Origin of the sequence: Kitasatospora sp. NPDC090308, assembly GCF_044769485.1 — a bacterium.
GTDB classification, from domain to species: domain Bacteria; phylum Actinomycetota; class Actinomycetes; order Streptomycetales; family Streptomycetaceae; genus Kitasatospora; species Kitasatospora fiedleri.
The window spans coordinates 57678-82946 of the sequence record NZ_JBIVXY010000008.1 but is presented as its reverse complement, the minus strand read 5'-3'; the positions used below and the strand labels follow the sequence as shown (position 1 = coordinate 82946).

Here is a 25269-nt window from a genome sequence, read left to right as displayed (position 1 = left end):
GCCCCCCGCCAGGGGCGGTGTCAGCCCAGGTGGCCCCAGAGGAAGCTGACGGTGCGGCGCCAGGCGATCTCGGCCTGGAGCGGGTCGTAGGTGCTGGGGGTCTTCTCGTCGTTGAGGAAGGCGTGGCCGGCCGGGTAGAAGTGGATCTCGGGGCGGCGTCCGGTCGCCTCGCCGATGCGGATCGCGGCCTCGTCGACGGTCTCGGTGGGCAGCGAGGCGTCCCGTTCGCCGTAGTGGCCGAGGACGTGCGCGGTGAGGCCGGTGTAGGGGTGGTCCTCGTCCGGGAGGCCGTAGAAGGGGACGACCGCGGCGATCCGGTCGCCCTCCCGGGTGGCGAGGTGCAGGGCCAGGGCGCCGCCCATGCAGAGGCCGACGACGCCGATCGCGTCGCCGACCGTCGCGGGGTGGTCGAGCAGGTGGTCGACCGCGGCGGAGAGTTCTTCGGCGGCCCGTTCCACCGGGAGTTCGCGTCTCATCCTCGCGGCCTCGGCCCGGTCGTGGGTGACGGTGCCGCCGTACAGGTCGGGGGCGAGGGCGACGAAGCCGGCCGCGGCGAGGCGGTCGGTGAGTTCGGCGATGTGCCGGGTGAGGCCCCACCACTCCTGGACGACCAGGACGCCGGGGCCGGTGCCGGTGGGCGGTGGGGCGAGGTAGCCGTGCAGGGTGCTTCCGGGGCCGGGGAAGCTGGTGTTCTGGCGGGCGGCGCCCATGGCCTCTCCGTCGGGACGGCCGCGGGCGGCAGCTCGCGGCGGGCAGCGGGGGGTTCGCCTTGCACTCTAGGGCCGGCGGGTGGCGGCGGCCGTCTCCGCCACCCGCCGTCGGTCGTCCTGTCGGCAGGTCGACCGGTTCCGTTCAGCCCATCTCCTCCAGTGCTTTGCCCTTGGTCTCCTTGATGAAGAAGGCCACGAACGGGATGGAGAGCAGCGCGAAGCAGGCGTAGATGACGTACGTCGCCGACAGGTTCCAGTCGGAGAGGTTGGGGAAGCTGACGGTGATCGCCCAGTTGGCGATCCACTGCGCGGAGGCGGCCACCGACAGGGCCAGCGCCCGGATCCGGTTGGGGAACATCTCGCCGAGCAGCACCCAGACCACCACGCCCCAGGAGAAGGCGAAGCAGAACACGAAGACGTGCGCGGCGATCAGCGCGGTGGTGGCGTACGCGTCGTCCAGGGTCGCGCTGTCGCCGGTGCCGTGCCGGAAGGAGAACGCCCAGGCGGCGACCGCGAGGGCGACGGCCATGCCCGCGGAGCCGGCCAGCGCCAGCGGCTTGCGGCCGATCCGGTCGACCAGCAGCATCGCGACCACGGTGCCGACCACGTTGACGATCGAGGTGGAGAGCGAGATCAGCAGCGAGTTGGACTCGTCGATGCCGACCGACTGCCACAGGAACGACGAGTAGTAGAAGATCACGTTGATGCCGACGAACTGCTGGAACACCGAGGCGCCGATGCCGATCCAGACGATCGGCAGCAGCCCGAACCGCCCGCCCAGCAGGTCCTTCAGACGGGGCTTGTTCTCGGTGTCGAGCACCTGGCGGATCTCCGCCATCCGGGCGTCCAGGTCGACGCCGGAGCCCTCGACCTCGGCCAGGACCTTGCGGGCCTGCGCCTCCCGGTTGTTGGCGATCAGGTAGCGCGGCGACTCGGGGATGGACAGCGCCATCAGCCCGTAGACGATCGCGGGCACGGCCTCCACGCCGAGCATCCACTGCCACGCCTGGACGCCCGCCAGGTGGTTGGTGGACTCGCCGTCGGCGGCCTGGTTGAGCCCCCAGTTGGCGAGCTGCGAGACGGTGATGCCGAGCACGATGGCCATCTGCTGGAAGGAGGCCAGCCGCCCCCGGTACGCGGTCGGCGCGACCTCGGCGATGTAGGTGGGGGCGATCACCGAGGCGATGCCGATGGCGATGCCGCCGAGCACGCGCCACACGCCGAGCACCTCGATGCTGGGCGGGAACATCGAGCCGACGCCGCTGATCGCGAACAGGACGGCGGCCAGCAGCATGGTGCGCACCCGGCCGTAGTGGTCGGCCAGCCAGCCGGCGACCACCGCGCCGGCCGCCGAGCCGAGCAGGGCGATGGCGACCACGAACGCGGTCTCGCCGTTACCGACGCCGAAGTGCTTCTGGATGCCGGTGACCGCACCGTTGATCACCGCGCTGTCGTAGCCGAACAGGAACCCGCCCATCGCGGCGGCTGCGGAGATGAACACCACATGGCCGAGGTGTTCGTCCCTGGCGGCGGAGTGGGTAGCCAGTGTTCTCTCCCTACATCCCGTTCCGCCCGTTTCGGGCGGAAATATCCGGAGGTAATTCGATCAGCGGCTACCCCGCGGTACGCGTTCGACACGCCCGGAACGGACGATCCGTCAGTCCGGCGAACGGTCGGCACCGGCCGTCCGTACCGCCATCCGCCGCAGCAGCTGCGCCCGCGCCCCGGCGTCCCGCGGGTTCCCGATGGCCGCGTGGCGCTCGGCCAGCCGCTCGGCGACCTCGGCCTGGAGCTCGACCGGCTTCTTGTCGTCGTACTTGAACTTCGCCCGCACCCGGCGCACCGTCAGCCGCAGCCCCCGCACGCCGGTCAGCAGCGCCCAGTGCGCGCCGCCGGGCCCGACCCGGTCGCCGGGCCGCTCGGGCTGGAAGTGTGCCAGCTGCCGGTTGAGGATCGCGGCCTTGCCCGCCGCGTCCTCCACCAGCTCGGCGGTGCAGGAGAACTGGACGGACGCGTAGTAGCTGGTCGGCGTGTACGGCTCGCCGCGCCAGCGGCCGGGGGCGAAGGCGTAGTCGTCGGTGACGGCCAGCGTGACGCGCGGGTCGGCGCGCACCGCGGCGAGCAGCGGGTTGGCGGCGGCCAGGTGCAGCAGCACCTCGCCCGCGTCCGCGTCCAGCAGGAAGTGCGTGGGGACGAGGACCGGGCCGTCGGGGCCGTTGGCCGCCAGGGTGCCGAAGTCCCGCCCGGCGGCCAGCCACTGGCGCCACTCCTGCTCCGAGCCCCGGTCCCAGCCCCGGATCAGCACGCCGACTCCCGGAGGTACGGCGGGAGTTCGACGTCCGTGTGCGGGGAGGGCAGCGGCGCGCCGTGGGCGGGGGCGACCGGCACCACGCCCGCCCAGTACGGCAGGGCGAGGTCCTCGGGCTCGTCGTTGACGCCGCCGGTGCGGGTCTTGGCCGAGACCCGGTCCAGCTCCAGCCGGATCACCGCGGTGGCGGCCAGCTCCCTGGCGTTGGCCGGCCGGCAGTCGGCCGCGCGGCCCGCCACCACCTGCTCGACGATCGCGTCCAGCGCCAGCCGCAGCTCGGCGGGGTCGGTGACCTGGTGGGCGGTGCCGTGCGCGACCACCGAGCGGTAGTTGACGGAGTGGTGGAAGGCCGACTTGGCCAGCACCAGCCCGTCCAGGTGCGTCACCGTCACGCACACCGGCAGGCCCTCCTCGCCCTTGGCCCCGCGCAGCGGGCGGCTGCCGGTCGAGCCGTGCACGTACAGCCGGCGGCCGACCCGGGCGTACAGCGTGGGCAGCACCACCGGCGCGCCGTCCCGGACGAAGCCGAGGTGGCACAGGTACCCGGCGTCCAGGATCGCGTGCACCGCCTGCTCGTCCCAGGCGGCGCGCTCCTTGGAGCGGGTCGGGGTGGTGAGGCCGTCGCGGGTGTACGACCCGCCGGGGCTGTCCGACATGACAACTCCTCTGCACTAGTGCATAATCTTCTTTGTGCTAGGAGAGTATCGGATCACCGGTCGGCGAGCCAGCGAGATTGCCGCCGACGTCGAACGCGCGCTCGCGGCGGGGGAGTTGACCCCGGGTGCCGCCCTGCCCCCGCTGCGCGACCTGGCCGTCGAGCTCGGCGTGAACCCCAACACGGTGGCCGCCGCCTACCGCCTGCTGCGCGAACGCGGCGTCATCGAGACCGCCGGGCGGCGCGGCAGCCGCGTCCGCCCCCGCCCGGTCACCGCCCCCCGGGACCAGGCCCGGCTGCCCGTCCCGCCCGGCGCCCGCGACCTGTCGGCCGGCAACCCCGACCCGGCCCTGCTGCCCCCGCTCGGCCCCGCGCTGGCCGCCGCGGCCGCCGGGCCCGCCGTCCTGTACGGGCAGCCGGTCGCCGAGCCCGGGCTGCTCGCCGGGTTCCGCGCCGAGTTCCGCGCCGACGGCGTCCCCGACGGCGAACTCGCGGTCTGCTCCGGCGCGTTGGACACCATCTCGCGGGTCCTCGCCGCCCACCTGCGCCCCGGCGACACCGTCGCCGTCGAGGACCCGGGCTGGGGCAGCCTGCTCGACCTGCTGCCCGCGCTCGGCCTGCGCCCCGTCCCCGTCCCGGTCGACGACGAGGGCCCGCTGCCCGGCCCCGCCGCCGCCGCGCTCGACCACGGCGCCCGCGCCCTGATCGTCACCAGCCGGGCCCAGAACCCCACCGGCGCCGCCCTCACCCCGGCCCGCGCCGCCGCGCTGCGCGCCGTCCTGGCCGCCCGCCCCGCCACCGTCCTGATCGAGGACGACCACGGCCACGGCATGGTCGACCAGTCCTTCCAATCACTGGCCGCCGGCACCGTCGCGCACTGGACGCTGGTGCGCTCCGCCGCCAAGGCGCTCGCCCCCGACCTGCGGGTCGCGGTCTGCACCGGCGACGCCGACACCATCGCCCGGGTCCTGGGCCGCCAGCGCCTGGACGCGGGCTGGGTCAGCCACCTGCTCCAGCGCGCCGTCCTCGAACTGCGCCGCGACCCGCCCGCCCCCGCCCCGGTCTACCGCGCCCGCCGCGACGCCCTGCTTGCCGCCCTCGCCGCCCACGGCATCCGCGCCCACGGCGCCAGCGGCCTCAACGTCTGGGTCCCCGTCCCCGACGAGACCGCCGCCACCGCCGCCCTGCTCCACCGCGGCTGGGTCACCGCCCCCGGCTCCCGCTTCCGCCTCGCCTCCCCGCCCGGCCTCCGGATCACCGTCTCCACCCTCACCCCCGCCGAATCCACCGCCCTCGCCGCCGACCTCGCCGCCGCCCTGGCCGCCCCCGCGGCCGGCTCCCGGCTCACCTGAGCGGGCTCGCCCCCGTGCTGGTCCACCTGGAGCGCCTGCGCCCCGCCGACCCCGGCCCCCCGCTCGCAGAGGTCCGCACCCCGTACGGCCCGGCCCTCGCGCGCCGGCGCGGCGACCCGGCCGACCCGCCCGGCCCCTACCGCGTCGAGTGGACCGTCGACGAGGAGCACGCCACCGTCCGCCCCGCCGCCGGGGCGGCGCCCGCCGTCCGCACCGAGGGCGGACTCCTGCTGCTGACCGGCGAGTTCGGCGGCGCGGAGGTGCTGCGGGCCGGCGACTGCCCGATCCTGCCGGACCTGGCCGCCCCGCCCGGCCGGATCGAGGTCGCCGTCCCGTGCGGCCGCGCCGAGCGGTACCCGTACCGCCTCTGACCGCTGTCATGTCCGCGAGGAATAGTGGGCGTCCCGTCCCGGTTGTGCACGACGCACCGACCAGACGACCGGGAAGGACCCCGCCATGCGCGTCCGAAACTCGCTCCGCTCCCTGAAGGCCAAGCCCGGGGCCCAGGTGGTCCGGCGGCGCGGGCGCACCTTCGTGATCAACCGGAGGGACCCGCGCTTCAAGGCCCGCCAGGGCTGAGCACCGCGAAGGCCCCGACCCGGAGGAACCGGGCGGGGCCTTCCGCCGTGCGGCGGGCGCGCTCAGCGCTCAGCGCTCAGCCCTTGGCCAGCAGCGCCTGCGCGTGCTCGCGGACCTCGTCGCGGGACAGGTACGCGTCGGTGTACTCGAAGTCGCGCAGCCGGGCGGGCTGGCGGGCCAGGAAGCCGGTGCGGACGAAGTCGTCGCCCGCGGTGGCGTTCAGCAGCCAGTTGGCCGCCGTGCGGTACTTCGCCGCGTTGGTGCGCATCGCCATCACGTGGTAGCCGCGGGCCACCGCCTGCGCGGGCGCGCCGTGCAGCTCGATCCCCAGCGGCTTGGACACCGCGTCCTTGCCGCCCAGGTCGACCACCAGGCCCAGGTCCTTGTGGAAGTACGGCTGCAGCGGCTGGTTGCGCAGCGCCGCCACCAGGTTGTCGGCGACCTTCTTGCCCTGCCGGGCCGAGTGCTGCGCGGTCGGCGGGCACACCGCCCCGTCGCCCTTGGCCAGGTCCGGCACCGCCGCCGCGTCGCCGAGCGCGAAGACGCCCTCGAACTGCGGCACCCGCATCTCCGCCGTCACCGCCAGCCGCCCGCGCACCGTCTCCGCGTCCAGCGTGCCCACCAGCGGGGAGGCGGCCACGCCGGCCGTCCAGATCAGGGTCCGGCACGGCAGGGTCCGCCCGTCGGTGAACTTCACCGTCTCCGGGCCGACCTCGGCGATCGACACGCCCAGCGACACGTCCACGCCGCGCGCGCGCAGGATCTCCATCGCGGTGACGCCCAGCTTGTCGCCCAGTTCGGGCATCAGCCGCGGCGCGATGTCGATCAGGTGCCACTTGATCAGCTGCGGGTCCAGCCGCGGGTAGCGCTTGGCCGCCGCGGTGGTCAGCCGCTGCAGGCAGGCCGCCGTCTCGGTGCCCGCGTACCCGCCGCCGACCACCACGAACTGGAGCCGGGAGGCCCGCTCGTTCTCGTCCATCGACGCGGACGCCAGGTCGAGCTGGGCGATCACGTGGTCGCGGATGTAGGTGGCCTCGGCGAGCGTCTTCATGCCGCGCGCGTAGTCCGGCAGGCCGGGGATGTCGAAGGTCCGGGTGACGCTGCCCGGCGCGAGCACCAGGTAGTCGTACTTCTCCGCGACCACCTCGTCGGTGATCTTGCGGACCACGGCGACCTTCGAGCGCGGATCGATGCCGATCGCCCCGCCCGGCACGATGTGGGTGCGCCGCAGCGAGCGCCGCAGCGAGATCGCCACCGACTGCGGGGTCAGCACCCCGGCCGCGACGTGCGGCAGCAGCGGCAGGTACAGCTGGTACGAGAACGGCGTGACCAGGGAGATCTCCGCCTCGGAGGGGGCGAGCTTGCGCTCCAGGCGGCGCGCGCACTCGAGTCCGGCGAAGCCGCCGCCGACGATCAGGATCCGAGGTCGTTCCATCTTCATCCCCTACTGTGTGCAGGTCCGTGAGTGGCAAGGACGACTGTTGGCCACACTCGCACGGGGTAACGGCGGGTGCATCTCCAACGCCCGCCCGACGCCTGCCCGGCCGCCGCCGAGCCATGCCACCGACCCGGGCCGCTAGGCTGTCCGGATGCTCTCCGAGGTGACGGCCGTCCGCTACGCGACGCCGCTGCGCGAAGGCGGTTCGATGCCCGGCCTGATCGAGGCCGACGACCGCCGCCTGTACGTCCTGAAGTGGGTCGGCGCGGCCCAGGGCCGCAAGGCGCTGGTGGCCGAGGTGCTGGCCGGCGAGCTGGGCCGCCGGCTCGGCCTGCCGGTGCCCGAACTGGCCCTGGTGGACCTGGACCCGGTGCTGGCCCGCAGCGAGCCCGAGGTGCAGATCCAGGACCAGATGCGGGCCAGCGGCGGCACCAACCTCGGCATGGCGTACGTCCCGGGGGCGCTGAACTTCGACCCGCTCTGCTTCGAGGTGGACGAGGACACCGCCGCCCGGGTGCTCTGGTTCGACGCCCTGATCGGCAACGTCGACCGCTCCTGGCGCAACCCCAACCTGCTGGTCGCGGCCGGCGGGCTGCGGCTGATCGACCACGGCGCCAGCCTGGTCTTCCACCACAGCTGGCCGGGCGCCGAGAAGTGGCGCCGCAAGCCCTACGACGCCTCCGACCACGCGCTGCGGCACGCCGCCGGCCGCCTGCCGCGGGTCGACGCCGACCTCGCCGACCTCGCCGCCGGGGCGCTGCCCGCGGCGGTCGCCGCCGTCCCGGACGTCTGGCTGGCCGACGAGCCCGGCTTCACCGGCCCCGCGGACGTCCGCGCCGCGTACACCGCACAGCTCACCGCCCGTCTGGCCGGGCCCCGCGACTGGCTCCCGGAGGTGGCGGCCCGATGACCGACCTGCCCGTGCCCGGACACCCCGCCCACGACTACGAGTACGCCCTGATCCGCGCCGTCCCCCGGGTCGAGCGCGGCGAGTGCGTCAACATCGGCGTGCTGCTGTACTGCCGCCACGCCGAGTACCTGGGCGCCCGCACCCACCTCGACCAGGGCCGCCTGCTCGCCCTGGACGCGCTGGCCGACGTGGCCGGCGTGCGGCGCGCGCTGCGCGGCATCGAGGCGGTCTGCGCGGGCGGCGAGGCGGCCGGCCCGGCCGCCCGGGACAGCGCCGGGCAGCGCTTCCGCTGGCTGACCGCCCCGCGCAGCGCCGTGGTCCAGCCCGGCCCGGTGCACACCGGGCTGACCGCCGACCCGGACGCGGAACTGCACCACCTGTTCGACCGTCTGGTGCTCTGAGCGGGTCCGCCGCGACGGACGCGCACCCACCGTCCGCCGGATCCGCAAACTACTTGCCAGACTCAATACTGGAGTCACTGAAACGAATGGGCGTACCCTGACCGCCATGGGCAGCACCACAGGCACCGGCACCGCACCCTCCACCACCGAGCTGATGGAACAGATCGCGGCCGTCGGCACCGCCTACTTCCAGGACTACGCCGCCGCCGCGGCCCGCCACGGCCTCAACTCCTCCCAGGCCAAGGCGCTCAAGGCGGTCCTCGAACCCGTCCCGATGCGCGCCCTGGCCGGCCGCCTCGGCTGCGACGCCTCCAACGTCACCGCCATCGTCGACCGCCTCGAAACGCTCGGCTACGCCCGCCGCGAGGCCGCCGCCGCCGACCGCCGGGTCAAGATCGTCACCATCACCGACCAGGGCCGCGAGGTCCTCGACCGGATCCGCGACGACATGACCCGCGCCCGCGCCGCCTTCGACAGCCTCGACCCCGACCAGCGCACCGCCCTCGCCGGGCTCTGCGACCAGGTCCTGCCGCTGCTGTTGCGCCCCTGCACCCCGCCGCCGCAGTGACCGTCGGTGGCGTGCCGTACGCTCACCGCATGCACCAGGCGAACGGATGGACCGCCACCGGGCTGCGCTGGCAGGACGGCGCGCCCCGGCTCACCGCCAGCGACGGCCGGCAGCGCCACGACCGCCCGCTCACCGACGGCCTGGCCGTCGCCTGGCGGATCTCCGGCCCCCGCCGCTGCACCGGCGCGCACACCGAGCGCGGCCACCGGCCCTGCCCGCACCACGCCACCGTCCAGCCCGAGGGCACCACCAGCCAGTGCCCGAGCTGCCAGAACGCCGACCGCGGCCTCCAGCTCGCCCGGGACCGCATCCTCGACGACGGCCGCGACTACCGCCTCTACCTCGCCTGGTTCGCCCCCGGCCTGCTCAAGGTCGGCCTCACCGCCGAGGAGCGCGGCACCGTCCGCCTGCTCGAACAGGCCGCCCTCACCTGGACGTTCATCGCCCGCGGCCCGCTGCCCGCCGTCCGCCGGGCCGAACTCGCCCTCGCCCACGCCCGGTTGGCCCGCGAGCGGATCCCCGCCGCCGCCAAGTACCCGGCCTGGTGGCAGCTGCCCGCCCCCGCCGAGCGGCGGGCCGCGCTCACCGCCGCCCGCACCCGCGCCCACCGGCTGCTGGCCGAGCAGGGACACGAACAGCTGGAACCGCTGCCCGACCACCCCGTCACCGACCAGGTCGAGCTCTTCGGCCTCACCGACGGCGCCCCCGACCGCTACCAGCAGGTCACCTCGCTCGCCGACGGCGCCCGGCTGGCCGGCCGGCTGCGCCGCCCGATCGGCGGCCACCTCTTCCTCGACCGCCCCGACGGCCTCCCGCTGCTGCTCGACACCCGGCTGCTCACCGGCTGGACGCTGCACGCCGAACCCGACGGCCCCGGCTGCGCGGGGCTGACCCTGCTCACCAAGGCCCGGCCCGAGGCCGAACAGGACGCCCTGTTCTGAGCCCCGGGCCCGAGCGCCGGCCGGGGGTTCAGCCCTTCTTCCGGGCCTCCTGCTTCTGCCGCGCGCCCAGCGCCGCCAGCGCCATGTCCTGCGCCTGCGACTTCAGGTTCTTGTAGCCGTACCCGCGGTCGGTCAGCCACAGCTCCGCCGCCGTCTCGGCCCGCACCGACGCCGCCACCACGTCCTCCTCCGCCTCCCCGTGCTCCAGGAACCGGAAGGTGAAGAACGGCCGCGCCGACAGGTCGTACGTCAGGTGCCCCTCCTCGGTGAACTCCGCGCGGAGCACGTCGTGCTCCGCCGCCCGGGCCTGCAACCCGGCCCGCTGCTCGTCGGTCAGGGCGTCGAAGGAGCCGCGGACCGTGATCCGGAAGGTGCGCTTGGTCATGCCCGGACCCTAACCCGCCGACCCCGCCGCGCTCATCCCGGTTTCCGGACGCGCTGCGTGCTCGCCTGACCTCGACTGTTAGGCTTGCGAAACGTGAGCGCGAAGCCCAAGATCCCCAATGTCCTGGCCTCCCGGTACGCCTCGGCGACCCTGGCCCAGCTGTGGTCCCCCGAGCACAAGGTGGTCCTGGAGCGCCACCTGTGGCTGGCCGTCCTCAAGGCGCAGCAGGACCTCGGCATCGAGGTGCCGGCCACCGCGATCGCCGACTACGAGCGGGTGGTGGACCAGGTCGACCTGGCGTCCATCGCCGCCCGCGAGAAGGTCACCCGGCACGACGTGAAGGCCCGGATCGAGGAGTTCTCCGAGCTCGCCGGGCACGAGCAGATCCACAAGGGCATGACCTCGCGCGATCTCACCGAGAACGTCGAGCAGCTGCAGATCCGCCAGTCGCTGGAGCACGTCCGCGACCGCACGGTCGCCGTGCTGGTCCGCCTCGGCCGCCTCGCCGCCCAGTACGGCGAGCTGGTCATGGCCGGCCGCTCGCACAACGTGGCCGCCCAGGCCACCACCCTCGGCAAGCGCTTCGCGACCGCCGCCGACGAGGTCCTGGTCGCCTTCGTCCGGCTCGAGGAGCTGATCGCCCGCTACCCGCTGCGCGGCATCAAGGGCCCGGTCGGCACCGCCCAGGACATGCTCGACCTGCTCGGCGGCGACGCCCACAAGCTCGCCGAGCTGGAGCGCCGGGTCGCCGGCCACCTCGGCTTCGAGAACGTGTTCACCTCGGTCGGCCAGGTCTACCCGCGCTCGCTCGACTACGACGTGGTCTCCGCGCTCGTCCAGCTCGCCGCCGGCCCCTCCAGCCTGGCCAAGACCATCCGCCTGATGGCCGGCCACGAGCTGGTCACCGAGGGCTTCAAGGCCGGCCAGGTCGGCTCCTCGGCGATGCCGCACAAGATGAACACCCGCTCCTGCGAGCGCGTCAACGGCCTGGCCGTCATCCTGCGCGGCTACGCCTCGATGACCGCCGAGCTCGGCGGCGACCAGTGGAACGAGGGCGACGTCTCCTGCTCCGTGGTGCGCCGGGTCGCGCTGCCGGACGCGTTCTTCGCCTTCGACGGCCTGCTGGAGACCTTCCTGACCGTCCTCGACGAGTTCGGCGCCTTCCCCGCCGTGATCGAGGCCGAACTGGACCGCTACCTGCCGTTCCTGGCCACCACCAAGGTCCTGATGGGCGCGGTGCGGGCCGGCGTCGGCCGGGAGACCGCGCACGAGGTCATCAAGGAGCACGCGGTGGCCGCCGCGCTCGCCATGCGCGAGGGCGCCCGCGAGAACACCCTGGTGCCCGCTCTGGCCGCCGACGAGCGCATCCCGCTGGACCACGCCGCGCTGGACGCCCTGCTGGCCGACCGGCTCGCCTTCACCGGCGCCGCCGCCGCCCAGGTCGGCGAGCTGGTCCGGCGCATCGAGGAGGTGGCCGCCGCCCACCCGGAGGCCGCCAAGTACGCGCCCGGCGACATCCTCTGACGATCCGTCAGCCACCGCGCGGCCCGTCCCGGAACAGCTCCGGGGCGGGCCGCGCCCGGTTCCCGGGGGCCGCCGTGCCGCCCGGGGGAGGGAATCGGCGCGAAGTCGGGGTCGGACGGCGGTCGGGCGGGGTACACCGGAGGTGTCCGTCACTGCGGGAACGGTGAGGACGCCGACGGCGGCGGTGCCCAGCACACCCGGAGAGCCAGCCATGCGAGCCACCAAACGGTCGGCCGGCGCCCCCACCGGCGGCGCCGCCCCCAGGGCCGGGATCAGCGTCGCCTACGTCGGCCTGTGCGGCGCGGCCGACCTGCTGCTCTCCGGCGCCCTGGCCCGGTTGCTGGCCGGCACCGCCACCGGGGTCCTCCCGCTGCTGCTCTTCCTGGCCTTCTTCCTCCCGCTCGGCGCCCTCGCCCTGCTGGGCACCGAACCGGCCGACCGCGCCGTCACCCGCCTGCTCACCCGGTCCGCCCACCCCGCCCCGGACCGGCCGCCGACCGGCGCGCCCGCCGGGCAGCCCCGCGACTAGACCGCCCGGTGCCCGCCGCCGTCCGGGTGGATCGGGGGCGTGGTCGGGGCGCAGTACCAGTCGCAGTCGGGCTCGGCGACCGGGTGCGGCGGGGCCAGCGCGTCGGAGCGGACGGTGGCGAAGGCCAGGACGGCGCCCGCGATCAGCAGGCCGGCGCAGATCAGCATGGCGGTGCGGAAGGCGTCGTCCACCTCGGCCGGGACGCGGTAGGCGTCGCCGCTCAGGCCCGCCAGCGGGGGGATCGCGGCGACCGCGAACAGGCCCGCCGCGCGGGCGGCGGCGTTGTTGACGCCGGAGGCGATGCCGGCCCGGCGCACGTCCACGGCCGCCAGGACGGTCGCCGTCAGCGGCGCGACCAGCAGCGTCATCCCGGCGCCCTGCACGGTGACCGCGGGCAGCACGTCCAGCCAGTAGCTCGCGCCGGGCCCGATCCGCAGCATCAGCAGCACCCCCGCGGCCACCACCAGCGGCCCCACCGTCAGCGGCAGCCGCGGCCCCACCGCCCGGCCCAGCCGTCCCGCCCGGCCGGAGAACAGCAGCATCAGCACGGTGATCGGCACCAGCGCCACCCCCGACAGCAGCGGCGTGAACCCGGCGACGATCTGCAACTGCACCGTCAGCAGCAGGAACACCCCGCTGAACGCCCCGTACACGCACAGGGTGACCAGGTTGACCGAGGTGAACAGCCGCGAGCGGAACAGCGACAGCGGCAGCATCGGGTTCGGCGAGCGGTGCTCGACCAGCACGAACGCCGCCGCCAGCGCCAGCCCCGCCACCCCCGCGGCCAGCGCGGCCGGGGTCGGCCCCGCGCCGGCCTCGGTCAGCGCGTACGTGATCCCGGCCAGCGCGAGCGCCGCGAGCAGCGCGCCCGGCACGTCGAAGCGCCCGCTCGCGTCCGGGTCCCGGCTCTCCGGGACGTGCCGGGCCGTCACCGCGACCACCACCGCCGCCAGCGGCAGGTTCAGCAGGAAGATCCACCGCCAGCCCGGCCCGTCCACCAGCCAGCCGCCCAGGAACGGCCCGACCGCCGCCGCGACCCCGCCCAGGCCGGACCAGGCCCCCACCGCGCCCGCCCGGTCCTCCTCGGCGAACACCGCCTGTAGCATCGCCAGCGAACCGGGTGTCAGCAGCGCCCCGCCCACGCCCTGCAACGCCCGTGCCAGCACCAGCAGTTCGACGTTCGGCGCGGCCGCGCACCCGGCCGAGGCGAGCGCGAACCAGCACACCCCCAGCAGGAACACCCGCCGCCGCCCGTACCGGTCGCCCAGCGAGCCGCCGAGCAGGATCAGCGCCGCCAGCGTCAGCATGTACGCGTTGACCGTCCACTGGAGCGCGGACAGACTCGCCCCCAGCTCCTCGCCGATCCGCGGCAGCGCGACGTTCACCACTGTGCCGTCCAGCATCGCCATGCCGGAGCCCAGCGCCGTCGCCGCCACCACCCACCGGCCGCGGCCCGTGCCGAGGCGGATTCCGTTGTCGCTCACGGTCCGAGTCTCCGGCAGGAGGGGCGGCGGCCGGGGGAGCGGCGCGCAGGCGGTGGCGGGACGTCAGGGATGGCGGGACGTCAGGGGTGTCAGGGCGCGAGGGTGTCAGGGCGCGGGGGTGTGTCAGGGCAGCAGTGCGCCGCGCTGCCAGGAGCGGGCGGTGGCCGGGGTGACGATGCCCAGGTCGGTGAAGAACTCCATCGCCTTGCGCGCCCAGTCGATCCGGGCCTGCCGCCAGTGCGGGTTGGCCGCGGCGGCCCGGCGGGCCTCGACCGGGTCGAGCCCGGCCAGCGCGTACACCCGCGGGTGGACCAGCTCGGCCACCGCCTGCCGGGCCAGCAGCGCCAGCGCCCGCCGGAACACCGCCCGCCGGGCCGGGGTCATCGCCGCCCAGCGGCGCTCCAGCTCCGGCTTGGCGTAGCCGATGTGCCGGGCCTCCTCCACCACGTGGATCCGGGCCACCGACCGGGCCAGCGGCTGCAGCGACTCGTCGCGGACCATCTCGCGCTGCATCGCGTCCGTGAACTCCTCGACGAAGATCGCCCCGGCGAAGGTCATGGTGGTGTCGTTGAGCAGGAAGTGCAGCTTCCCCAGCCGGTCCGCGCGCCGGGTCGGCCGGGCCGACGGGTAGCCGGTCGCGGTGATGTAGCGGGCGAACATGGTCGAGTGCCGGCACTCGTCGGCGACCTCGGTCAGCGCGTACTGGGCGTGCCGGGTGGTCAGGTCGCCCGCGTAGACGTGCCGGATCAGGCCCTCCATCAGCACCAGCTCGAACCAGATCCCGGCGGCCGTGGTGGAGGCGAACTGGTGCACGCTCAGCTGCGCCCGCCGCCGCTCGTCCAGCCGTTCCCACAGCGGGGTGCCGTGGAGCGCGACGCGGTGCGCGGGCAGGGCGTAGTGGTCCGGGTCGACGGGGGCGCTCCAGTCGATCTCGGTCAGCGGGTCGTAGGAGTGCTTGGCGGAGGCACGCAGCAGGCGGGCGGCGTTGAGTTCGCGGTCGGCGTTGCGCTGCCGGGCGGGGGTCTGGGGCGGGGCGGTGGTGTCGGACACGGGCGGGCTCCGGAGGGTCGGGGCGGTGGGGGCTCCAGGAGGAGTAAACCAATGAGACAGACTGTCAACAAGGGGTCGAGGCAGATCAGCGGCGACCCGCCCACCCGTTCCCCGCCCGTTCCCCGCCCGTCTCCCGCCCGGGTGCGGCCCCGCCCGGCCCCGCGCAGACTGGCCGCATGGACCCGGTCACCGCCCTGGAACGCATCGCCTTCCTGCTGGAGCGCGAACTCCCCTCCCCGCACCGGGCCGCGGCGTTCCGCTCCGCCGTCGGGGCCGCCGCCGCGCTGCCCCCCGAACCGATCTCCGCCGCCGACGCCGAACGCCTCCCGGGCGTCGACCCCGTCGCCGCCCGGGTGATCGCCGACGCCACGGCCGGCCGCACCCCCCGGTACCTGCTGGAGACCGAGGCCCGCGCCGCCGCCGGACCCGCCCCGTCCCCCGCCGCGCTCCGGCTGCGCGAGAAGCTCCAGGGCGACTGCCACCTGCACTCCGACTGGTCCGACGGCACCGTCCCGATCGACCTGATGGCCCGCACCGCCGGCGCCCTCGGCCACCACTGGGCCGTCCTCACCGACCACTCGCCCCACCTGACCGTCGCCCACGGCCTCAGCGCGGAGCGCCTGCGCGAACAGCTCGACCTGATCGAGGACCTCAACGGCCGGCTCGCCCCGTTCCGGCTGCTCACCGGCATCGAGTGCGACATCCTCCCCGACGGCTCGCTCGACCAGGACGAGGAACTGCTCGGCCGGCTCGACGTGGTGGTCGCCTCCGTCCACTCCGAACCGCGGATGGAACGCGACGCGATGACGCACCGGATGCTCGCCGCCGTCCGCAGCCCGCTGGTCGACGTCCTGGGCCACTGCACCGGGCGGCGGCTCGGCGAACAGCCCCGCCCGCCGTCCGAGTTCGACGCCGAGGCCGTCTTCACCGCCTGCCGCGAACACGACACCGCCGTCGAGATCAACTGCCGCCCCGACCGCCAGGACCCGCCCGACGACCTGCTCACCCTGGCCGCCGACCTCGGCTGCCTGTTCGCCATCGACACCGACGCCCACGCGCCCGGCCAGCTCGACCACCAGATCGACGGCTGCGAGCGCGCGGCGATGCTGGGGTTGGACGCGGAGCGGGTGATCACGGCGTGGTCGGTGGAGCACCTGCTGGCGTGGGCGGGGGCGCGGTAGGGGGCGCCTGCGGCGGGCAGGGGGGAGGAGGGGGTGGACCGGCTCGACCACCAGGTCGGCGGCTGCGAGCGCGCGGCGGCGCTGGGGTTGGACGCGGAGCGGGTGGTCACGGCGTGGTCGGTGGAGCACTTGCTGGCGTGGGCGTGGGCGTGGGCGTGGGCGGGGGCGCGGTAGGGGGCGCGGTAGGGGGCGCCTGCGGCGGGCAGGGGGGCCGGTCCGACCACCAGTTCGGGGGCTGTGAGTGTGCGGCGGTGCTGGGGTTGGACGCGGAGCGGGTGGTCACGGCGTGGTCGGTGGAGCACCTGCTGGCGCGGTAGGGAGGCGCCTGCGGCGGGCTGGGGCTGGGGCTGGGGGGCTGAGGGGGTGTCAGTGCGGGTCGGTACGCTGCGCGGATGACTGACGTGCACGAAGTGGTGAGGATTAGGCCGTTGGCGTTCCACGCGGCGGGTGGGACCGAGGACTGGCGAGTGCTGGGGGAGGGGGCGTGCGCGTTCTTCCGGACGGGGTCGTTCGGGGCGGGGGCGCGGCTGGTCGGGGCGATCGGGGAGGCGCTGGCGGGGGTCGGCGAGGCGGACGTGGACCTGCGGCCGGAGGGCGTGACGGTCCGGCTGATCGAGGCGGGCGCGGAGTACTACGGCCTGACCGAGCGGCACGTCGAGCTGGCCCGGCTGGTGTCCGGGGTCGCCCGGGAGCTCGGCGCGGTCGCCGAACCGGACGGGGTGCAGACCGTGCAGGTCACGGTCGACGCGCTGGACGTGCCCGCCGCGGTCGCGTTCTGGCGGGCGCTGCTCGGCTACCGGGACCGCTCCGGCAGCCCGGAGGACCTGCTCGACCCGGCCCGTCGCGGTGCGCCGTTCTACTTCCAGCAGATGGACGGGCCCCGCCCGCAGCGCAACCGGGTGCACGTGGACGTCTGGGTGCCGCACGACCGCGCCGAGGAGCGGATCGCCGCGGCGATCGCGGCCGGCGGCCGGCTGGTGACCGACGAGCACGCGCCCAATCACTGGGTGCTGGCCGACCCGGAGGGCAACGAGGCGTGCGTCGGCGCGGCCGGAGCCGCGGGCTGACCCCGGGCTGACCCGGGCTGACCCGGCCCCGGGCGGACGGTCGGGCCGGGCGGGGCGGGGCTCAGGCGGTTTCGATCAGCCGCTCGCGCAGGCCGTCCAGGGTGTCGTCCTTGAGCCCGAGCCCGGCCCGGGCGTAGCTCTCGGCGTCGCCCCAGTGCTCGGTGAGGGTGTCGAGCGCGGCGGCCAGGTACTCGGCGCGGACCGAGAACACCGCGTCCGCGACCTCCGGGTCGCCGCCCGCCGCGAGGAAGCGCTCCACCAGCGGGGCGTAGTGCGCGCGCACCGCCGGGTCGACGGACAGGTACTCGGTGCGGACGGTCTGCTCGTCCGCGCCGAGCAGCAGCAGGACGAGGGTGGCGCCCCAGCCGGTGCGGTCCTTGCCCGCGGTGCAGTGGAAGAGCACCGGGCCGCCGCCCCGGTGGGCGAGCGCGGTGATCAGCTGCTTGTACGCCTGCCGGGCGGAGGCCGAGGTGACGAACGCCCGGTAGTCCGCGCGCAGCGCGCTCGCGGCCCGGCCGCCGCCGAGCGCCCGGTTCGCACCGGCCGGGTCGACGAGCGCCGCCGCGAGCGTGGCCGCGAGCGCCGACACCGCGCCGCTGCCCGCCTGGTCGGCGAGCACGTCCGCGACCAGCAGGTGCGCCCCGCCGGGCACCCGGTCGGGGAAGGCGGCGCGTTCGGCGGCGGTGCGCAGGTCGATGACGGTGCGCACGCCCAGCGCGTCGAACATCGGGTCGCCCGCCGGATCGAGCCGGTCCAACTGGCCGGAGCGCAGCGCCAGCCCGGGTCGGACCCGGGCCCCGCCGGGCAGGGCGATGCCGCCGAGGTCGCGCAGGTTGGCGACGGTGGCGGAGTCCACGAGGTACGAGTGCTGCATGACGGCCTCCCTGTCGACGGATCCCGGGAAACGGGCGGACCTTGCCAGCACGCTAGGCGCGCCCCGGGCGGGTCGCCCCCGGAGTACCCCCGGCCGGGCGGCCCACTGCGGCGCCCGGGGGAGCGCACGCCCGGGCGCCGCGCCGCGCCGCGCGCGCCCCTTGATTGACGTCGCGTCAGCGGGCAGGGTGGGCAGCGCCCGGTCCCGTCGGGGCAGGGCGGTGCCAGGTGCGAAGAAGGGACGGAATCCCCGGATGGCAGCGAAGATCCTGATCATCACCGGTGACGCGGCGGAGTCGCTGGAGGTGTTCTACCCGTACCAGCGGCTGCTGGAGGAGGGCTACCAGGTCGACATCGCCGCGCCGACCAAGAAGACCCTGCAGTTCGTGGTGCACGACTTCGTCCCGGGCTACGACACGTACACCGAGAAGGCCGGCTACACCTGGCCCGCCGACCTGGCCTTCGCGGACGTCGACCCCGCGCAGTACGTGGCGCTGGTGCTGCCCGGCGGCCGGGCGCCGGAGTACCTGCGCAACGACCCGGAGGTGCAGCGGATCGTCGCCGCGTTCTTCGAGGAGGACAAGCCGCTGGCGCAGGTCTGCCACGGCCCGCTGATCCCGCTGCGGACCGGCGCGCTGGCCGGGCGCCGCACCGCCGCGTACCCGGCGCTGGAGCCGGACGTGGCCGCGGGCGGCGCGGACTTCGTGGACGGCGACGCGGTGGTGGACGGCAACGTGGTCTCCGCCCGGGCCTGGCCGGACCACCCGACCTGGATGCGGGCGTTCGTCAAGCTGCTGCGCGAGAAGGCCCCGGTCGAGTAACCGGCCGCCCGGGGTGTCGGCTTGCCCGTCCGGGGCCGGGCGGGCGAGCGTGTACCCCATGGCAGCCCACCTCGAAGGACCGGACCTGCTCGCGCTGCACGCCCGGGCGCTGGAGCACTTCGGCGCCCTGGTCCGCGCCGTCCCCGCCGACGGCTGGCGGGCGCCCACCCCGTGCACCGACTGGACGGTGCGGCAGCTGGTCCACCACCTGACCTCCGAGCAGCTCTGGGCGCCCGAGCTGCTGGCCGGGGCCACCGTCGCCGAGGTCGGCGACCGCTTCGACGGCGACGTGCTCGGCGACGACCCGGTCGCCGCCTGGACGGCCGCCGCCGACGCGGCCCGGGCCGCGTTCGCCGCGCCGGGCGCGCTGGAGCGCACCGTGCACCTCTCGTACGGCGAGCGGCGGGCCGCCGGGTACGCCCGGGAGATGACGGTGGACGCGGTCGTGCACGCCTGGGACCTCGCCCAGGGCATCGGCGCCGACGCCACCGTCGACCCGGCCGCCGCCGAGTTCGCGCTCGCCGAACTCTCCCGGCAGGCCGACTCGTTGGCCGCCTCCGGGCTGTTCGCCGACCCGGTGCCCGTGCCGCCGGACGCGGACGCCGCGACCCGGCTGCTGGGCCTGGTCGGCCGCGACCCGGCGCACCCGCTGGGCCGCCGCTGAGCCGGGGCGTCAGCGGCGGGCGCGCACCCCGTCCAGCGCGATGGCGAGGACGTGGTCGCGCCGGCCCTCCTCCGGGAACGCCACCGAGGTGATGCCGGAGACCATCCGCAGCAGGTCCTCGATGCCCATGTCGGTGCGGGCCTCGCCGGCCCGCTGGGCGCGCTCCAGCAGCGGGGTGCCCCCGGCGTACATGGACTGCAGGCAGGCCTGGAAGATGTCCGACTCCTCGCCCGCCAGCGCCTCGCGGATCGCCCGCTTGGTGGTCGCGTAGTCGACGAACCGGCGCAGCCAGGCGTTCAGCGCCTCCCACGGCGGCAGGTCGGCGACCTGGCCGGCGACCCGGCCGAGGTCGTCGACCTCGGCGGCGTACACCGCCTCGAACAGGTGCCGGCGGGTGGGGAAGTTGCGGTAGAGGGTGCCGATGCCGACGCCGGCCCGCCGGGCGATGTCCTCCAGCGAGGCTTCGGCGCCGTGCTCGGCGAAGGCTTCGCGGGCGGCGACCAGGAGGGCGTCGAAGTTGCGGGCGGCGTCCGCGCGGCGCGGGCGCTGGGCGGCGAGGAACTCGCTCACCACGATCTGATCCGGCACGGGGACCTCGTTCTCGACACATCCGGACGGGCGGGGGACGGGGTGCGGGCGGCCGGATGACCGGGGGGCTGTTCGGGAGTCGTTCGGGGGGTCGTTCGGGGGACGTTCGGGGGACGTTCGGGGAAATCACGGAACCGGATTGAACCGGAGGCGCGCCTCCGATAATCTGGAGGCATGCCTCGACTTTAGCACCGGGGCCCGAACTTCGGCCCGCCGCGCACCGGCGGACCGGCCCTTTCGCCGTATCCGCCACCCGCCCGACGACGCGGGGTGCGCGGACGGCCACCGTCCGTACCGCCCGGTCCGATCCACGCCCGGCCGCCGCGGTCCGACGGCGCCCGCGCGCCGTTCGAACCGCGTCCGCCCGGCACCCGCTGCCCCGCCGTGGCGCGCACCCCGCTCCCCGCGCGCCCGCCCCGAGTCCCGAGAGGGTTCGATGAACCGCCACTCCCCCCGCCTGACCTTCGGCGTGCTCGCCGTCGGCGCCGGCGTGTACGCGCTGCTCCAGTCGCTGATCACGCCCGCCCTCCCGATCGTCCAGGAGGAGATGCACACCACGCAGTCCACCGTCACCTGGATCATGACGGCCTACCTGCTCTCCGCCTCCGTCTTCACCCCGATCCTCGGCCGGGTCGGCGACCTGGTCGGCAAGAAGCGCACCCTGGTCGCCGCGCTGGTCGCGCTGCTGCTCGGCTGCCTGGTCGCCGCCCTCGCGCCCAACATCACCGTGCTGATCGTCGCCCGGGTGATCCAGGGCATCGCCGGCGCGCTGTTCCCGCTCTCCTTCGGCATCATCCGCGACGAGTTCCCGCCCGGCCGGGTCTCCGGCGGCATCAGCAACATGTCCGCGGTGATCGCCGTCGGCAGCGGCCTGGGCATGGTCCTGGCCGGGCCGATCGTCGGCGCCCTCGACTACCGCTGGCTGTTCTGGCTGCCCGTCATCGTGGTGGCCGGCACCATCGTGCTCGCGCACCGCTACGTCCCCGAGTCGCCGCACCGCAGCGAGGGCAGCGTCGACTGGTTCTCCTCGGTGCTGCTCTCCGGCTGGCTGGTCGCCCTGCTGTTGCCGGTCAGCCAGGCCTCCCAGTGGGGCTGGGGATCGGCCAAGGTGCTCGGCCTGCTCGCCGTCGCCGTGGTGCTGTTCGCGGCCTGGGGGTTCAACGAGTCCCGCTCCCGCAACCCGCTGATCGACCTGCGGGTGATGCGGCTGCCCGCCGTGTGGACCACCAACACCGCGGCCCTGCTGTTCGGCGGCGGCATGTACGCGGTCTGGGCCTTCCTGCCCGGCTTCGTCCAGATGCCCACCAGCGCGGGCTACGGCTTCGGCGCCAGCGTCACCGGCGCCGGACTGCTCATGCTGCCGATGGTCGCCGCCATGTTCGTGGCCGGCGTGCTCGGCGGACGGCTGGCCGGACGCTTCCCGGCCAAGGCCCAGCTGGTCACCGGCGCCGTGCTCGGCGCGGTCGCCTGCGCGCTGCTCGCCGCCCGGCACGGCAGCCCCGCCGACGTCGCGATCGCCGCGGGCGTCTTCGGCCTCGGCATCGGACTCGCCTTCGCCTCGATGAGCAACCTCATCGTGCAGGCCGTCCCCGCCGCCCAGACCGGCGCCGCCACCGGCATGAACGCCAACATCCGCACCATCGGCGGCTCGATGGGCGCCGCCCTGATGACCGGCCTGGTCACCGGTCACCTCCAGGCCGACGGCCGCCCCGCCGAGAGCGGCTACACCCACGGCTTCGCGCTGCTCGCGGCGTTCTGCCTGGCCGCCGCCCTGGCCGCGCTGCTCGTCCCGGCCCGCCGGGCCGCCGCCGCGAGCGCGCCGGTGCCGGTGGAGGCCCCGGCGGCGCAGCGCCTGGAGCCGGAACTCGCGGGGGCGCGGCTCGCGGACGTGGAACTCGCCGACGTGGAACTCGCGGACGCACAGCTCTCCGTGGTGAAGCGGGAGGCGGTCGGCGGGTGAGCGCCGGCGGGTGGGGGCGGGGGGTTCGATCCGCGGGCCGGGCCGGCCGGGTGCGACACCACGTCGCGTCCGGCCGGCCCGGCCGCCCGCCGTTCCGCCGTCCGGCGGCGGCCGACGGGTGCGGGCTCAGCAGTCGCGCAGCTCCGGCGACTGGTTCAGCAGCTGGGCCCGGGGCGAGGTGAACTCCCGGTAGGCGTCGGTGTGTTCGGCGTGCGGGTGGAAGGCCGCGAGGCGGTGGCAGTTCTGGAAGGCCAGCTTCACCGCGAAGTGCCGCTCCAGCGCGCCGCGGATCGAGTCGCTGGCCAGCGCGCGCAGCAGCTGGGCCCGCTCGGCCTCGCTCGGGGCCACCGTGTTGTCGGCGAACTCGGCCCCGCTGGTGGCGAGTTCGGCCGTCAGGTCGTTGACCAGGCGGTAGGCGTAGGGCAGTGAAGTGCGGACGGTGGCGAGGAAGTCGGCGTCGGCGACCTCGTCGCGCTCGGCCAGGGCGAGGAGGGAGGGGGAGACGTCCAGCGACATGGCGGATCGGACCTTCCGGTCTGGTGGTAGTGGAAGTCGTTTTCAACAAGTGATCCTGTCGCCCGCCTGACGCCCTGTCAATTGCGCTCCCTCGATCGGGGCAACACGCCCGCGCCGCCCGGCTCGCGGCAGCCCCCGCCCCTTCCTAGAGTGGGTGGCAGACGACCGCGAGGAGGCCCACCGATGGACCAGCAGCGCACCGAAGGCGGCACCGACCGCCGCATCCTGGAGCGGATCAGCGAGATGGTCGAGGCCGAGCGCGGTCTGCGCGCGGCCCTCGCCGCGGGCCGGATCGACCAGTCCACCGAGCACCGCGAACTCAAGGACATCGAGGAGCAGCTCGACCAGTGCTGGGACCTGCTCCGCCAGCGCCGCGCCCGGGTCCGCGCGGGCGAGGACCCCGACGGGGCGAGCGTGCGCAGCGCCGACGAGGTCGAGCGCTACGAGTCGTAGCGGCCCGCGGACCCCGGGGGGGCTTGAGCGGCGTCAGTCCTGGGCGGCGTCCAGGTTGGCGGTGACGCGGGTGAGCAGTTCGCGCAGGCTGCGCAGCTCGTCGAGGGGGAGTCCGGCGGCGGCCAGGATGCGGCGCGGGACGGCCAGCGCGCCCTCGCGCAGGGCGAGCCCGGTCGGGGTGGGGGTGACGATCACCGAGCGCTCGTCCTCGGGGCTGCGCTCGCGGGTCACCAGGCCGGCCGCCTCCAGGCGCTTGAGCAGCGGGGAGAGGGTGCCGGAGTCCAGGCGCAGGCGCTCGCCGAGCTGCTTGACCGGCAGCGACCCGTGCTCCCAGAGCACCAGCATCACCAGGTACTGCGGGTAGGTGAGCCCGAGGTCCTTGAGCGCGGTGCGGTAGACGCCGCCGAACGCGCGGGAGGCGGCGTTCAGCGAGAAGCAGATCTGCTGGTCGAGCAGGAGCAGATCCGTCTCCTCGCCGCGAGGGAGGGGGGAGGTCTCACCGTGCCTGGTCATGGCTCCAGGGTAGCAAGCAGCCGATTCAGTTGTGCGCAATTTAATTGTGTGCTGTAGTTATGGGCAGCAGGACGGGCCGGAAGACGAAACGGCAGTACGAAGCAGCACGAAGCAGCAGGACGAAGACGAAGGAGACAGTCGCCATGAACGCGCTCTACACCGCAGCCGCCACCGCGAACGGCCGTGAGGGCCGCGCCGTCAGCTCGGACGGCCGGCTCGACCTCAAGCTCTCCCCGCCGCCCGCGCTCGGCGGTGACGGCGAGGGCACCAACCCCGAGCAGCTGTTCGCCGCGGGCTACGCGGCCTGCTTCGCCAGCGCGCTCGGCGTGGTCTCGCGGCAGCAGAAGGTGGACGTCTCGGACGTGTCGGTGACCGCCGAGGTCACCATCGGCAAGGACGACAGCGGCTTCGGCCTCTCCGTCGTCCTGCGGGTCGAGCTGCCGGAGTCGCTGGCCGGCGAGACCGGTGAGCTGCTGGTCAAGCAGGCCCACCAGGTCTGCCCGTACTCCAGGGCCACCGCGGGGAACATTCCGGTGGAGCTGGTCGTCGAATAAGGCGAGGCAGGGGTCTCACCCGGGGTCTGCGGGCCGCGTCCACATGGGGGTGGAGGCGGCCCGCAGTGCTGTCCCGGCCGGGTCGCTCGCGGTGCGGCCCCGGGCGGGCCGGTGCGGCCGTGGCGACGGGGCCGGGCGGGCTCAGAGCGGGAGCAGCTCCGGGCGCTTGGCCTCCACGTGGTCGCCGGAGGACTCGCCGCGCAGGCGGCGGCCCACCCACGGCAGCAGGAAGGTGCGGGCCCACTGCAGGTTCTCCCGGCGCTGGTCGGCGGCCGTGAGGGCGGGCGCGGGCGGCCAGGCGGCCTCCGGGTCCGCGTCCACCGGCAGGCCGAGCGCGCGCGCCGCCAGCAGCGCCACCCGCTGGTGGCCCTCCGGCGAGAGGTGCAGCCGGTCCTCGGACCAGGCCCGCCGGTCGTGCACCGCCCGCAGCGACCACAGGTCGGCGACCGCGAGGCCGTTGCGGTCGGCGATCGCCCGCAGGTGCGCGTTGTAGGTGGCGATCTTGCCGCGCAGGTGGCGCAGCACCGGGACGTTGCGGGTGTCGAAGCCGGTGCAGATCAGGACGGTTCCGGCGTTCTCGCGCAGTTCCAGGACGGCCGCCTCGAAGTGCTCGGCGATCAGGTCCGGGTCGCTGCCCGGGCGCAGGATGTCGTTGCCGCCCGCGCACAGCGTCACCAGGTCGGGCCGGAGCAGGCGGACCTTCGGGACCTGTTCGGCGACGATCTGGTCCAGCAGCCGACCGCGGACGGCCAGGTTGGCGTACCGGAAGCCGGGCTCGGTCCGGCGGGCGGCCAGCATGCCGGCCAGGCGGTCGGCCCAGCCGGCGAACTGGCCGTCGGGGCCGGGATCGTTGAGGCCCTCGGTGAAACTGTCACCGAGGGCCGCGTAGGAACTGAGGTCAAGGATCTCCTGGTAGTCGGCCATGCAGGAGATGGTTCACCTTGTGAAGTGACCTACGCCACCGTAGGTGCCCCGTGGCGGAGCGTGATCTCCGCCACGGGGTCCTGGTCGGTACCCTGCAAGGGGTCCGGGCGGTCGAAGCCGGGCCGGACGGCGCGGACAGGAGGACGGTCGTGGGCGGCGACCCCATGGGCGGGAAGGCGGCGGCGGGCAGTGCCGCGGTGCGCGAGGAGACCTCGCGCCGCAGGCAGATGCTGATCCGGGCGCTGATCTACATCGCCGGCACCCACCTGTTCGCCGGGTTCGTGATCCTGCTGTTCGCGGTCGGCGGCCGTCACTGAACCC

Annotated in this window: 31 protein-coding genes; 18 read left to right on the top strand and 13 right to left on the bottom strand. The window is 75.0% G+C overall.

Annotated features, from left to right (window positions below):
• Positions 1 to 20: 20 nt before the first annotated feature.
• From ACIQVD_RS19915 to ACIQVD_RS19900, 4 genes are all read right to left on the bottom strand, one after another.
• Complete coding sequence (locus tag ACIQVD_RS19915; protein ID WP_402290801.1) at positions 21 to 710, bottom strand: dienelactone hydrolase family protein; 690 nt, start codon at positions 708 to 710, stop codon at positions 21 to 23.
• A 142-nt stretch (positions 711 to 852) separates the two neighbouring features.
• Complete coding sequence (locus ACIQVD_RS19910) at positions 853 to 2214, bottom strand: sugar porter family MFS transporter (protein ID WP_402290798.1); 1362 nt, start codon at positions 2212 to 2214, stop codon at positions 853 to 855.
• A 153-nt stretch (positions 2215 to 2367) separates the two neighbouring features.
• Positions 2368 to 3015, bottom strand: coding sequence for an FMN-binding negative transcriptional regulator (locus ACIQVD_RS19905; protein WP_402290795.1), 648 nt, complete (start codon positions 3013 to 3015; stop codon positions 2368 to 2370).
• Complete coding sequence (locus tag ACIQVD_RS19900; RefSeq protein WP_402290793.1) at positions 3009 to 3674, bottom strand: pyridoxamine 5'-phosphate oxidase family protein; 666 nt, start codon at positions 3672 to 3674, stop codon at positions 3009 to 3011. The genes ACIQVD_RS19905 and ACIQVD_RS19900 overlap by 7 nt, the downstream gene beginning before the upstream one ends.
• Before the next feature lie 34 nt (positions 3675 to 3708).
• Here ACIQVD_RS19900 and ACIQVD_RS19895 point away from each other — a divergent pair, with 34 nt between their 5' ends.
• The 3 genes from ACIQVD_RS19895 (at position 3709) to ykgO (ending at position 5604) form a co-directional block, all read left to right on the top strand.
• Complete coding sequence (locus tag ACIQVD_RS19895) at positions 3709 to 5025, top strand: aminotransferase class I/II-fold pyridoxal phosphate-dependent enzyme (RefSeq protein ID WP_402290790.1); 1317 nt, start codon at positions 3709 to 3711, stop codon at positions 5023 to 5025.
• 14 nt (positions 5026 to 5039) lie between these two features.
• On the top strand, positions 5040 to 5396 hold the full coding sequence (locus tag ACIQVD_RS19890; RefSeq protein WP_400679753.1) for a hypothetical protein: 357 nt from the start codon (positions 5040 to 5042) through the stop codon (positions 5394 to 5396).
• Positions 5397 to 5481: 85 nt separating this feature from the next.
• Positions 5482 to 5604 (top strand): type B 50S ribosomal protein L36, encoded by a 123-nt coding sequence (gene ykgO / locus ACIQVD_RS19885; RefSeq protein ID WP_111552099.1) that lies wholly within the window; start codon positions 5482 to 5484, stop codon positions 5602 to 5604.
• A gap of 76 nt (positions 5605 to 5680) precedes the next feature.
• Here ykgO and ACIQVD_RS19880 read toward each other — a convergent pair whose 3' ends face one another.
• On the bottom strand, positions 5681 to 7039 hold the full coding sequence (locus tag ACIQVD_RS19880) for an NAD(P)/FAD-dependent oxidoreductase (protein ID WP_100840566.1): 1359 nt from the start codon (positions 7037 to 7039) through the stop codon (positions 5681 to 5683).
• A gap of 154 nt (positions 7040 to 7193) precedes the next feature.
• On the opposite strand from ACIQVD_RS19880, the gene ACIQVD_RS19875 reads away from it, so the two are divergent.
• From ACIQVD_RS19875 to ACIQVD_RS19860, 4 genes are all read left to right on the top strand, one after another.
• Positions 7194 to 7952: a HipA family kinase gene (locus ACIQVD_RS19875; RefSeq protein ID WP_400679756.1), complete on the top strand. Its 759-nt coding sequence runs from the start codon at positions 7194 to 7196 to the stop codon at positions 7950 to 7952.
• On the top strand, positions 7949 to 8353 hold the full coding sequence (locus ACIQVD_RS19870; protein ID WP_400679759.1) for a DUF3037 domain-containing protein: 405 nt from the start codon (positions 7949 to 7951) through the stop codon (positions 8351 to 8353). Before ACIQVD_RS19875 ends, ACIQVD_RS19870 begins: the two co-directional genes overlap by 4 nt.
• Positions 8354 to 8459: 106 nt before the next feature.
• The gene (locus tag ACIQVD_RS19865) at positions 8460 to 8921 is read left to right on the top strand and encodes a MarR family winged helix-turn-helix transcriptional regulator (RefSeq protein WP_400679761.1); all 462 of its coding nucleotides are present in this window, start codon (positions 8460 to 8462) and stop codon (positions 8919 to 8921) included.
• 29 nt (positions 8922 to 8950) lie between these two features.
• Positions 8951 to 9862: a DUF2797 domain-containing protein gene (locus ACIQVD_RS19860; RefSeq protein ID WP_400679764.1), complete on the top strand. Its 912-nt coding sequence runs from the start codon at positions 8951 to 8953 to the stop codon at positions 9860 to 9862.
• 28 nt (positions 9863 to 9890) lie between these two features.
• Here the strand turns inward: ACIQVD_RS19860 and ACIQVD_RS19855 are convergent, their stop codons facing one another.
• Positions 9891 to 10247 (bottom strand): DUF6204 family protein, encoded by a 357-nt coding sequence (locus ACIQVD_RS19855; RefSeq protein WP_400679767.1) that lies wholly within the window; start codon positions 10245 to 10247, stop codon positions 9891 to 9893.
• 93 nt (positions 10248 to 10340) lie between these two features.
• Between ACIQVD_RS19855 and purB the strand changes: the two genes are divergently transcribed.
• The gene (purB, locus tag ACIQVD_RS19850) at positions 10341 to 11771 is read left to right on the top strand and encodes an adenylosuccinate lyase (protein ID WP_402290782.1); all 1431 of its coding nucleotides are present in this window, start codon (positions 10341 to 10343) and stop codon (positions 11769 to 11771) included.
• Positions 11772 to 11982: 211 nt separating this feature from the next.
• Positions 11983 to 12300 carry a hypothetical protein gene (locus tag ACIQVD_RS19845; RefSeq protein WP_402290779.1) on the top strand — a complete coding sequence of 106 codons (318 nt, stop codon included), beginning with the start codon at positions 11983 to 11985 and terminating at the stop codon, positions 12298 to 12300.
• Here ACIQVD_RS19845 and ACIQVD_RS19840 read toward each other — a convergent pair.
• Positions 12297 to 13784 (bottom strand): MFS transporter, encoded by a 1488-nt coding sequence (locus ACIQVD_RS19840; protein ID WP_402290777.1) that lies wholly within the window; start codon positions 13782 to 13784, stop codon positions 12297 to 12299. The two genes, ACIQVD_RS19845 and ACIQVD_RS19840, sit on opposite strands and share 4 nt — an antisense overlap.
• Positions 13785 to 13907: 123 nt before the next feature.
• Positions 13908 to 14834 carry a diiron oxygenase gene (locus tag ACIQVD_RS19835; protein WP_402290774.1) on the bottom strand — a complete coding sequence of 309 codons (927 nt, stop codon included), beginning with the start codon at positions 14832 to 14834 and terminating at the stop codon, positions 13908 to 13910.
• A gap of 176 nt (positions 14835 to 15010) precedes the next feature.
• On the opposite strand from ACIQVD_RS19835, the gene ACIQVD_RS19830 reads away from it, so the two are divergent.
• From ACIQVD_RS19830 to ACIQVD_RS19820, 3 genes are all read left to right on the top strand, one after another.
• Complete coding sequence (locus tag ACIQVD_RS19830) at positions 15011 to 16015, top strand: PHP domain-containing protein (RefSeq protein WP_402290772.1); 1005 nt, start codon at positions 15011 to 15013, stop codon at positions 16013 to 16015.
• A 33-nt stretch (positions 16016 to 16048) separates the two neighbouring features.
• Positions 16049 to 16189, top strand: a complete 141-nt coding sequence (locus ACIQVD_RS19825; protein ID WP_402290770.1) for a hypothetical protein — start codon at positions 16049 to 16051, stop codon at positions 16187 to 16189.
• A 218-nt stretch (positions 16190 to 16407) separates the two neighbouring features.
• Entirely contained in the window at positions 16408 to 17082 is a 675-nt protein-coding gene (locus ACIQVD_RS19820; protein WP_402290767.1) for a VOC family protein, read from the top strand.
• Positions 17083 to 17143: 61 nt separating this feature from the next.
• Here ACIQVD_RS19820 and ACIQVD_RS19815 read toward each other — a convergent pair whose 3' ends face one another.
• Positions 17144 to 17956, bottom strand: coding sequence for a tyrosine-protein phosphatase (locus tag ACIQVD_RS19815; protein WP_400679786.1), 813 nt, complete (start codon positions 17954 to 17956; stop codon positions 17144 to 17146).
• A gap of 253 nt (positions 17957 to 18209) precedes the next feature.
• On the opposite strand from ACIQVD_RS19815, the gene ACIQVD_RS19810 reads away from it, so the two are divergent.
• Positions 18210 to 18776, top strand: coding sequence for a DJ-1/PfpI family protein (locus ACIQVD_RS19810; protein WP_282203736.1), 567 nt, complete (start codon positions 18210 to 18212; stop codon positions 18774 to 18776).
• Positions 18777 to 18834: 58 nt separating this feature from the next.
• A complete protein-coding gene (locus tag ACIQVD_RS19805) occupies positions 18835 to 19440 on the top strand; it encodes a TIGR03086 family metal-binding protein (protein ID WP_400679789.1) in 606 nt (201 codons plus the stop codon).
• A gap of 9 nt (positions 19441 to 19449) precedes the next feature.
• On the opposite strand, the gene ACIQVD_RS19800 is transcribed toward ACIQVD_RS19805, so the two are convergent.
• A complete protein-coding gene (locus tag ACIQVD_RS19800) occupies positions 19450 to 20028 on the bottom strand; it encodes a TetR/AcrR family transcriptional regulator (RefSeq protein WP_400679792.1) in 579 nt (192 codons plus the stop codon).
• A gap of 436 nt (positions 20029 to 20464) precedes the next feature.
• Here ACIQVD_RS19800 and ACIQVD_RS19795 point away from each other — a divergent pair, with 436 nt between their 5' ends.
• Positions 20465 to 21988 carry an MFS transporter gene (locus tag ACIQVD_RS19795; protein ID WP_402290763.1) on the top strand — a complete coding sequence of 508 codons (1524 nt, stop codon included), beginning with the start codon at positions 20465 to 20467 and terminating at the stop codon, positions 21986 to 21988.
• Between the two features lie 126 nt (positions 21989 to 22114).
• Here ACIQVD_RS19795 and ACIQVD_RS19790 read toward each other — a convergent pair whose 3' ends face one another.
• Positions 22115 to 22504, bottom strand: a complete 390-nt coding sequence (locus tag ACIQVD_RS19790) for an SCO5389 family protein (RefSeq protein WP_111552114.1) — start codon at positions 22502 to 22504, stop codon at positions 22115 to 22117.
• A gap of 183 nt (positions 22505 to 22687) precedes the next feature.
• Between ACIQVD_RS19790 and ACIQVD_RS19785 the strand changes: the two genes are divergently transcribed.
• The gene (locus ACIQVD_RS19785) at positions 22688 to 22957 is read left to right on the top strand and encodes a DUF2630 family protein (protein ID WP_100839218.1); all 270 of its coding nucleotides are present in this window, start codon (positions 22688 to 22690) and stop codon (positions 22955 to 22957) included.
• Positions 22958 to 22990: 33 nt separating this feature from the next.
• On the opposite strand, the gene ACIQVD_RS19780 is transcribed toward ACIQVD_RS19785, so the two are convergent.
• Positions 22991 to 23470 carry a MarR family winged helix-turn-helix transcriptional regulator gene (locus tag ACIQVD_RS19780; RefSeq protein ID WP_402290761.1) on the bottom strand — a complete coding sequence of 160 codons (480 nt, stop codon included), beginning with the start codon at positions 23468 to 23470 and terminating at the stop codon, positions 22991 to 22993.
• A gap of 143 nt (positions 23471 to 23613) precedes the next feature.
• Between ACIQVD_RS19780 and ACIQVD_RS19775 the strand changes: the two genes are divergently transcribed.
• Positions 23614 to 24024: an organic hydroperoxide resistance protein gene (locus ACIQVD_RS19775; RefSeq protein ID WP_100839216.1), complete on the top strand. Its 411-nt coding sequence runs from the start codon at positions 23614 to 23616 to the stop codon at positions 24022 to 24024.
• A 141-nt stretch (positions 24025 to 24165) separates the two neighbouring features.
• Here the strand turns inward: ACIQVD_RS19775 and ACIQVD_RS19770 are convergent, their stop codons facing one another.
• On the bottom strand, positions 24166 to 24948 hold the full coding sequence (locus ACIQVD_RS19770) for an SGNH/GDSL hydrolase family protein (protein WP_100839215.1): 783 nt from the start codon (positions 24946 to 24948) through the stop codon (positions 24166 to 24168).
• A 149-nt stretch (positions 24949 to 25097) separates the two neighbouring features.
• On the opposite strand from ACIQVD_RS19770, the gene ACIQVD_RS19765 reads away from it, so the two are divergent.
• The gene (locus ACIQVD_RS19765) at positions 25098 to 25265 is read left to right on the top strand and encodes a DUF6126 family protein (protein WP_400679804.1); all 168 of its coding nucleotides are present in this window, start codon (positions 25098 to 25100) and stop codon (positions 25263 to 25265) included.
• The last annotated feature ends 4 nt before the right edge of the window (positions 25266 to 25269 follow it).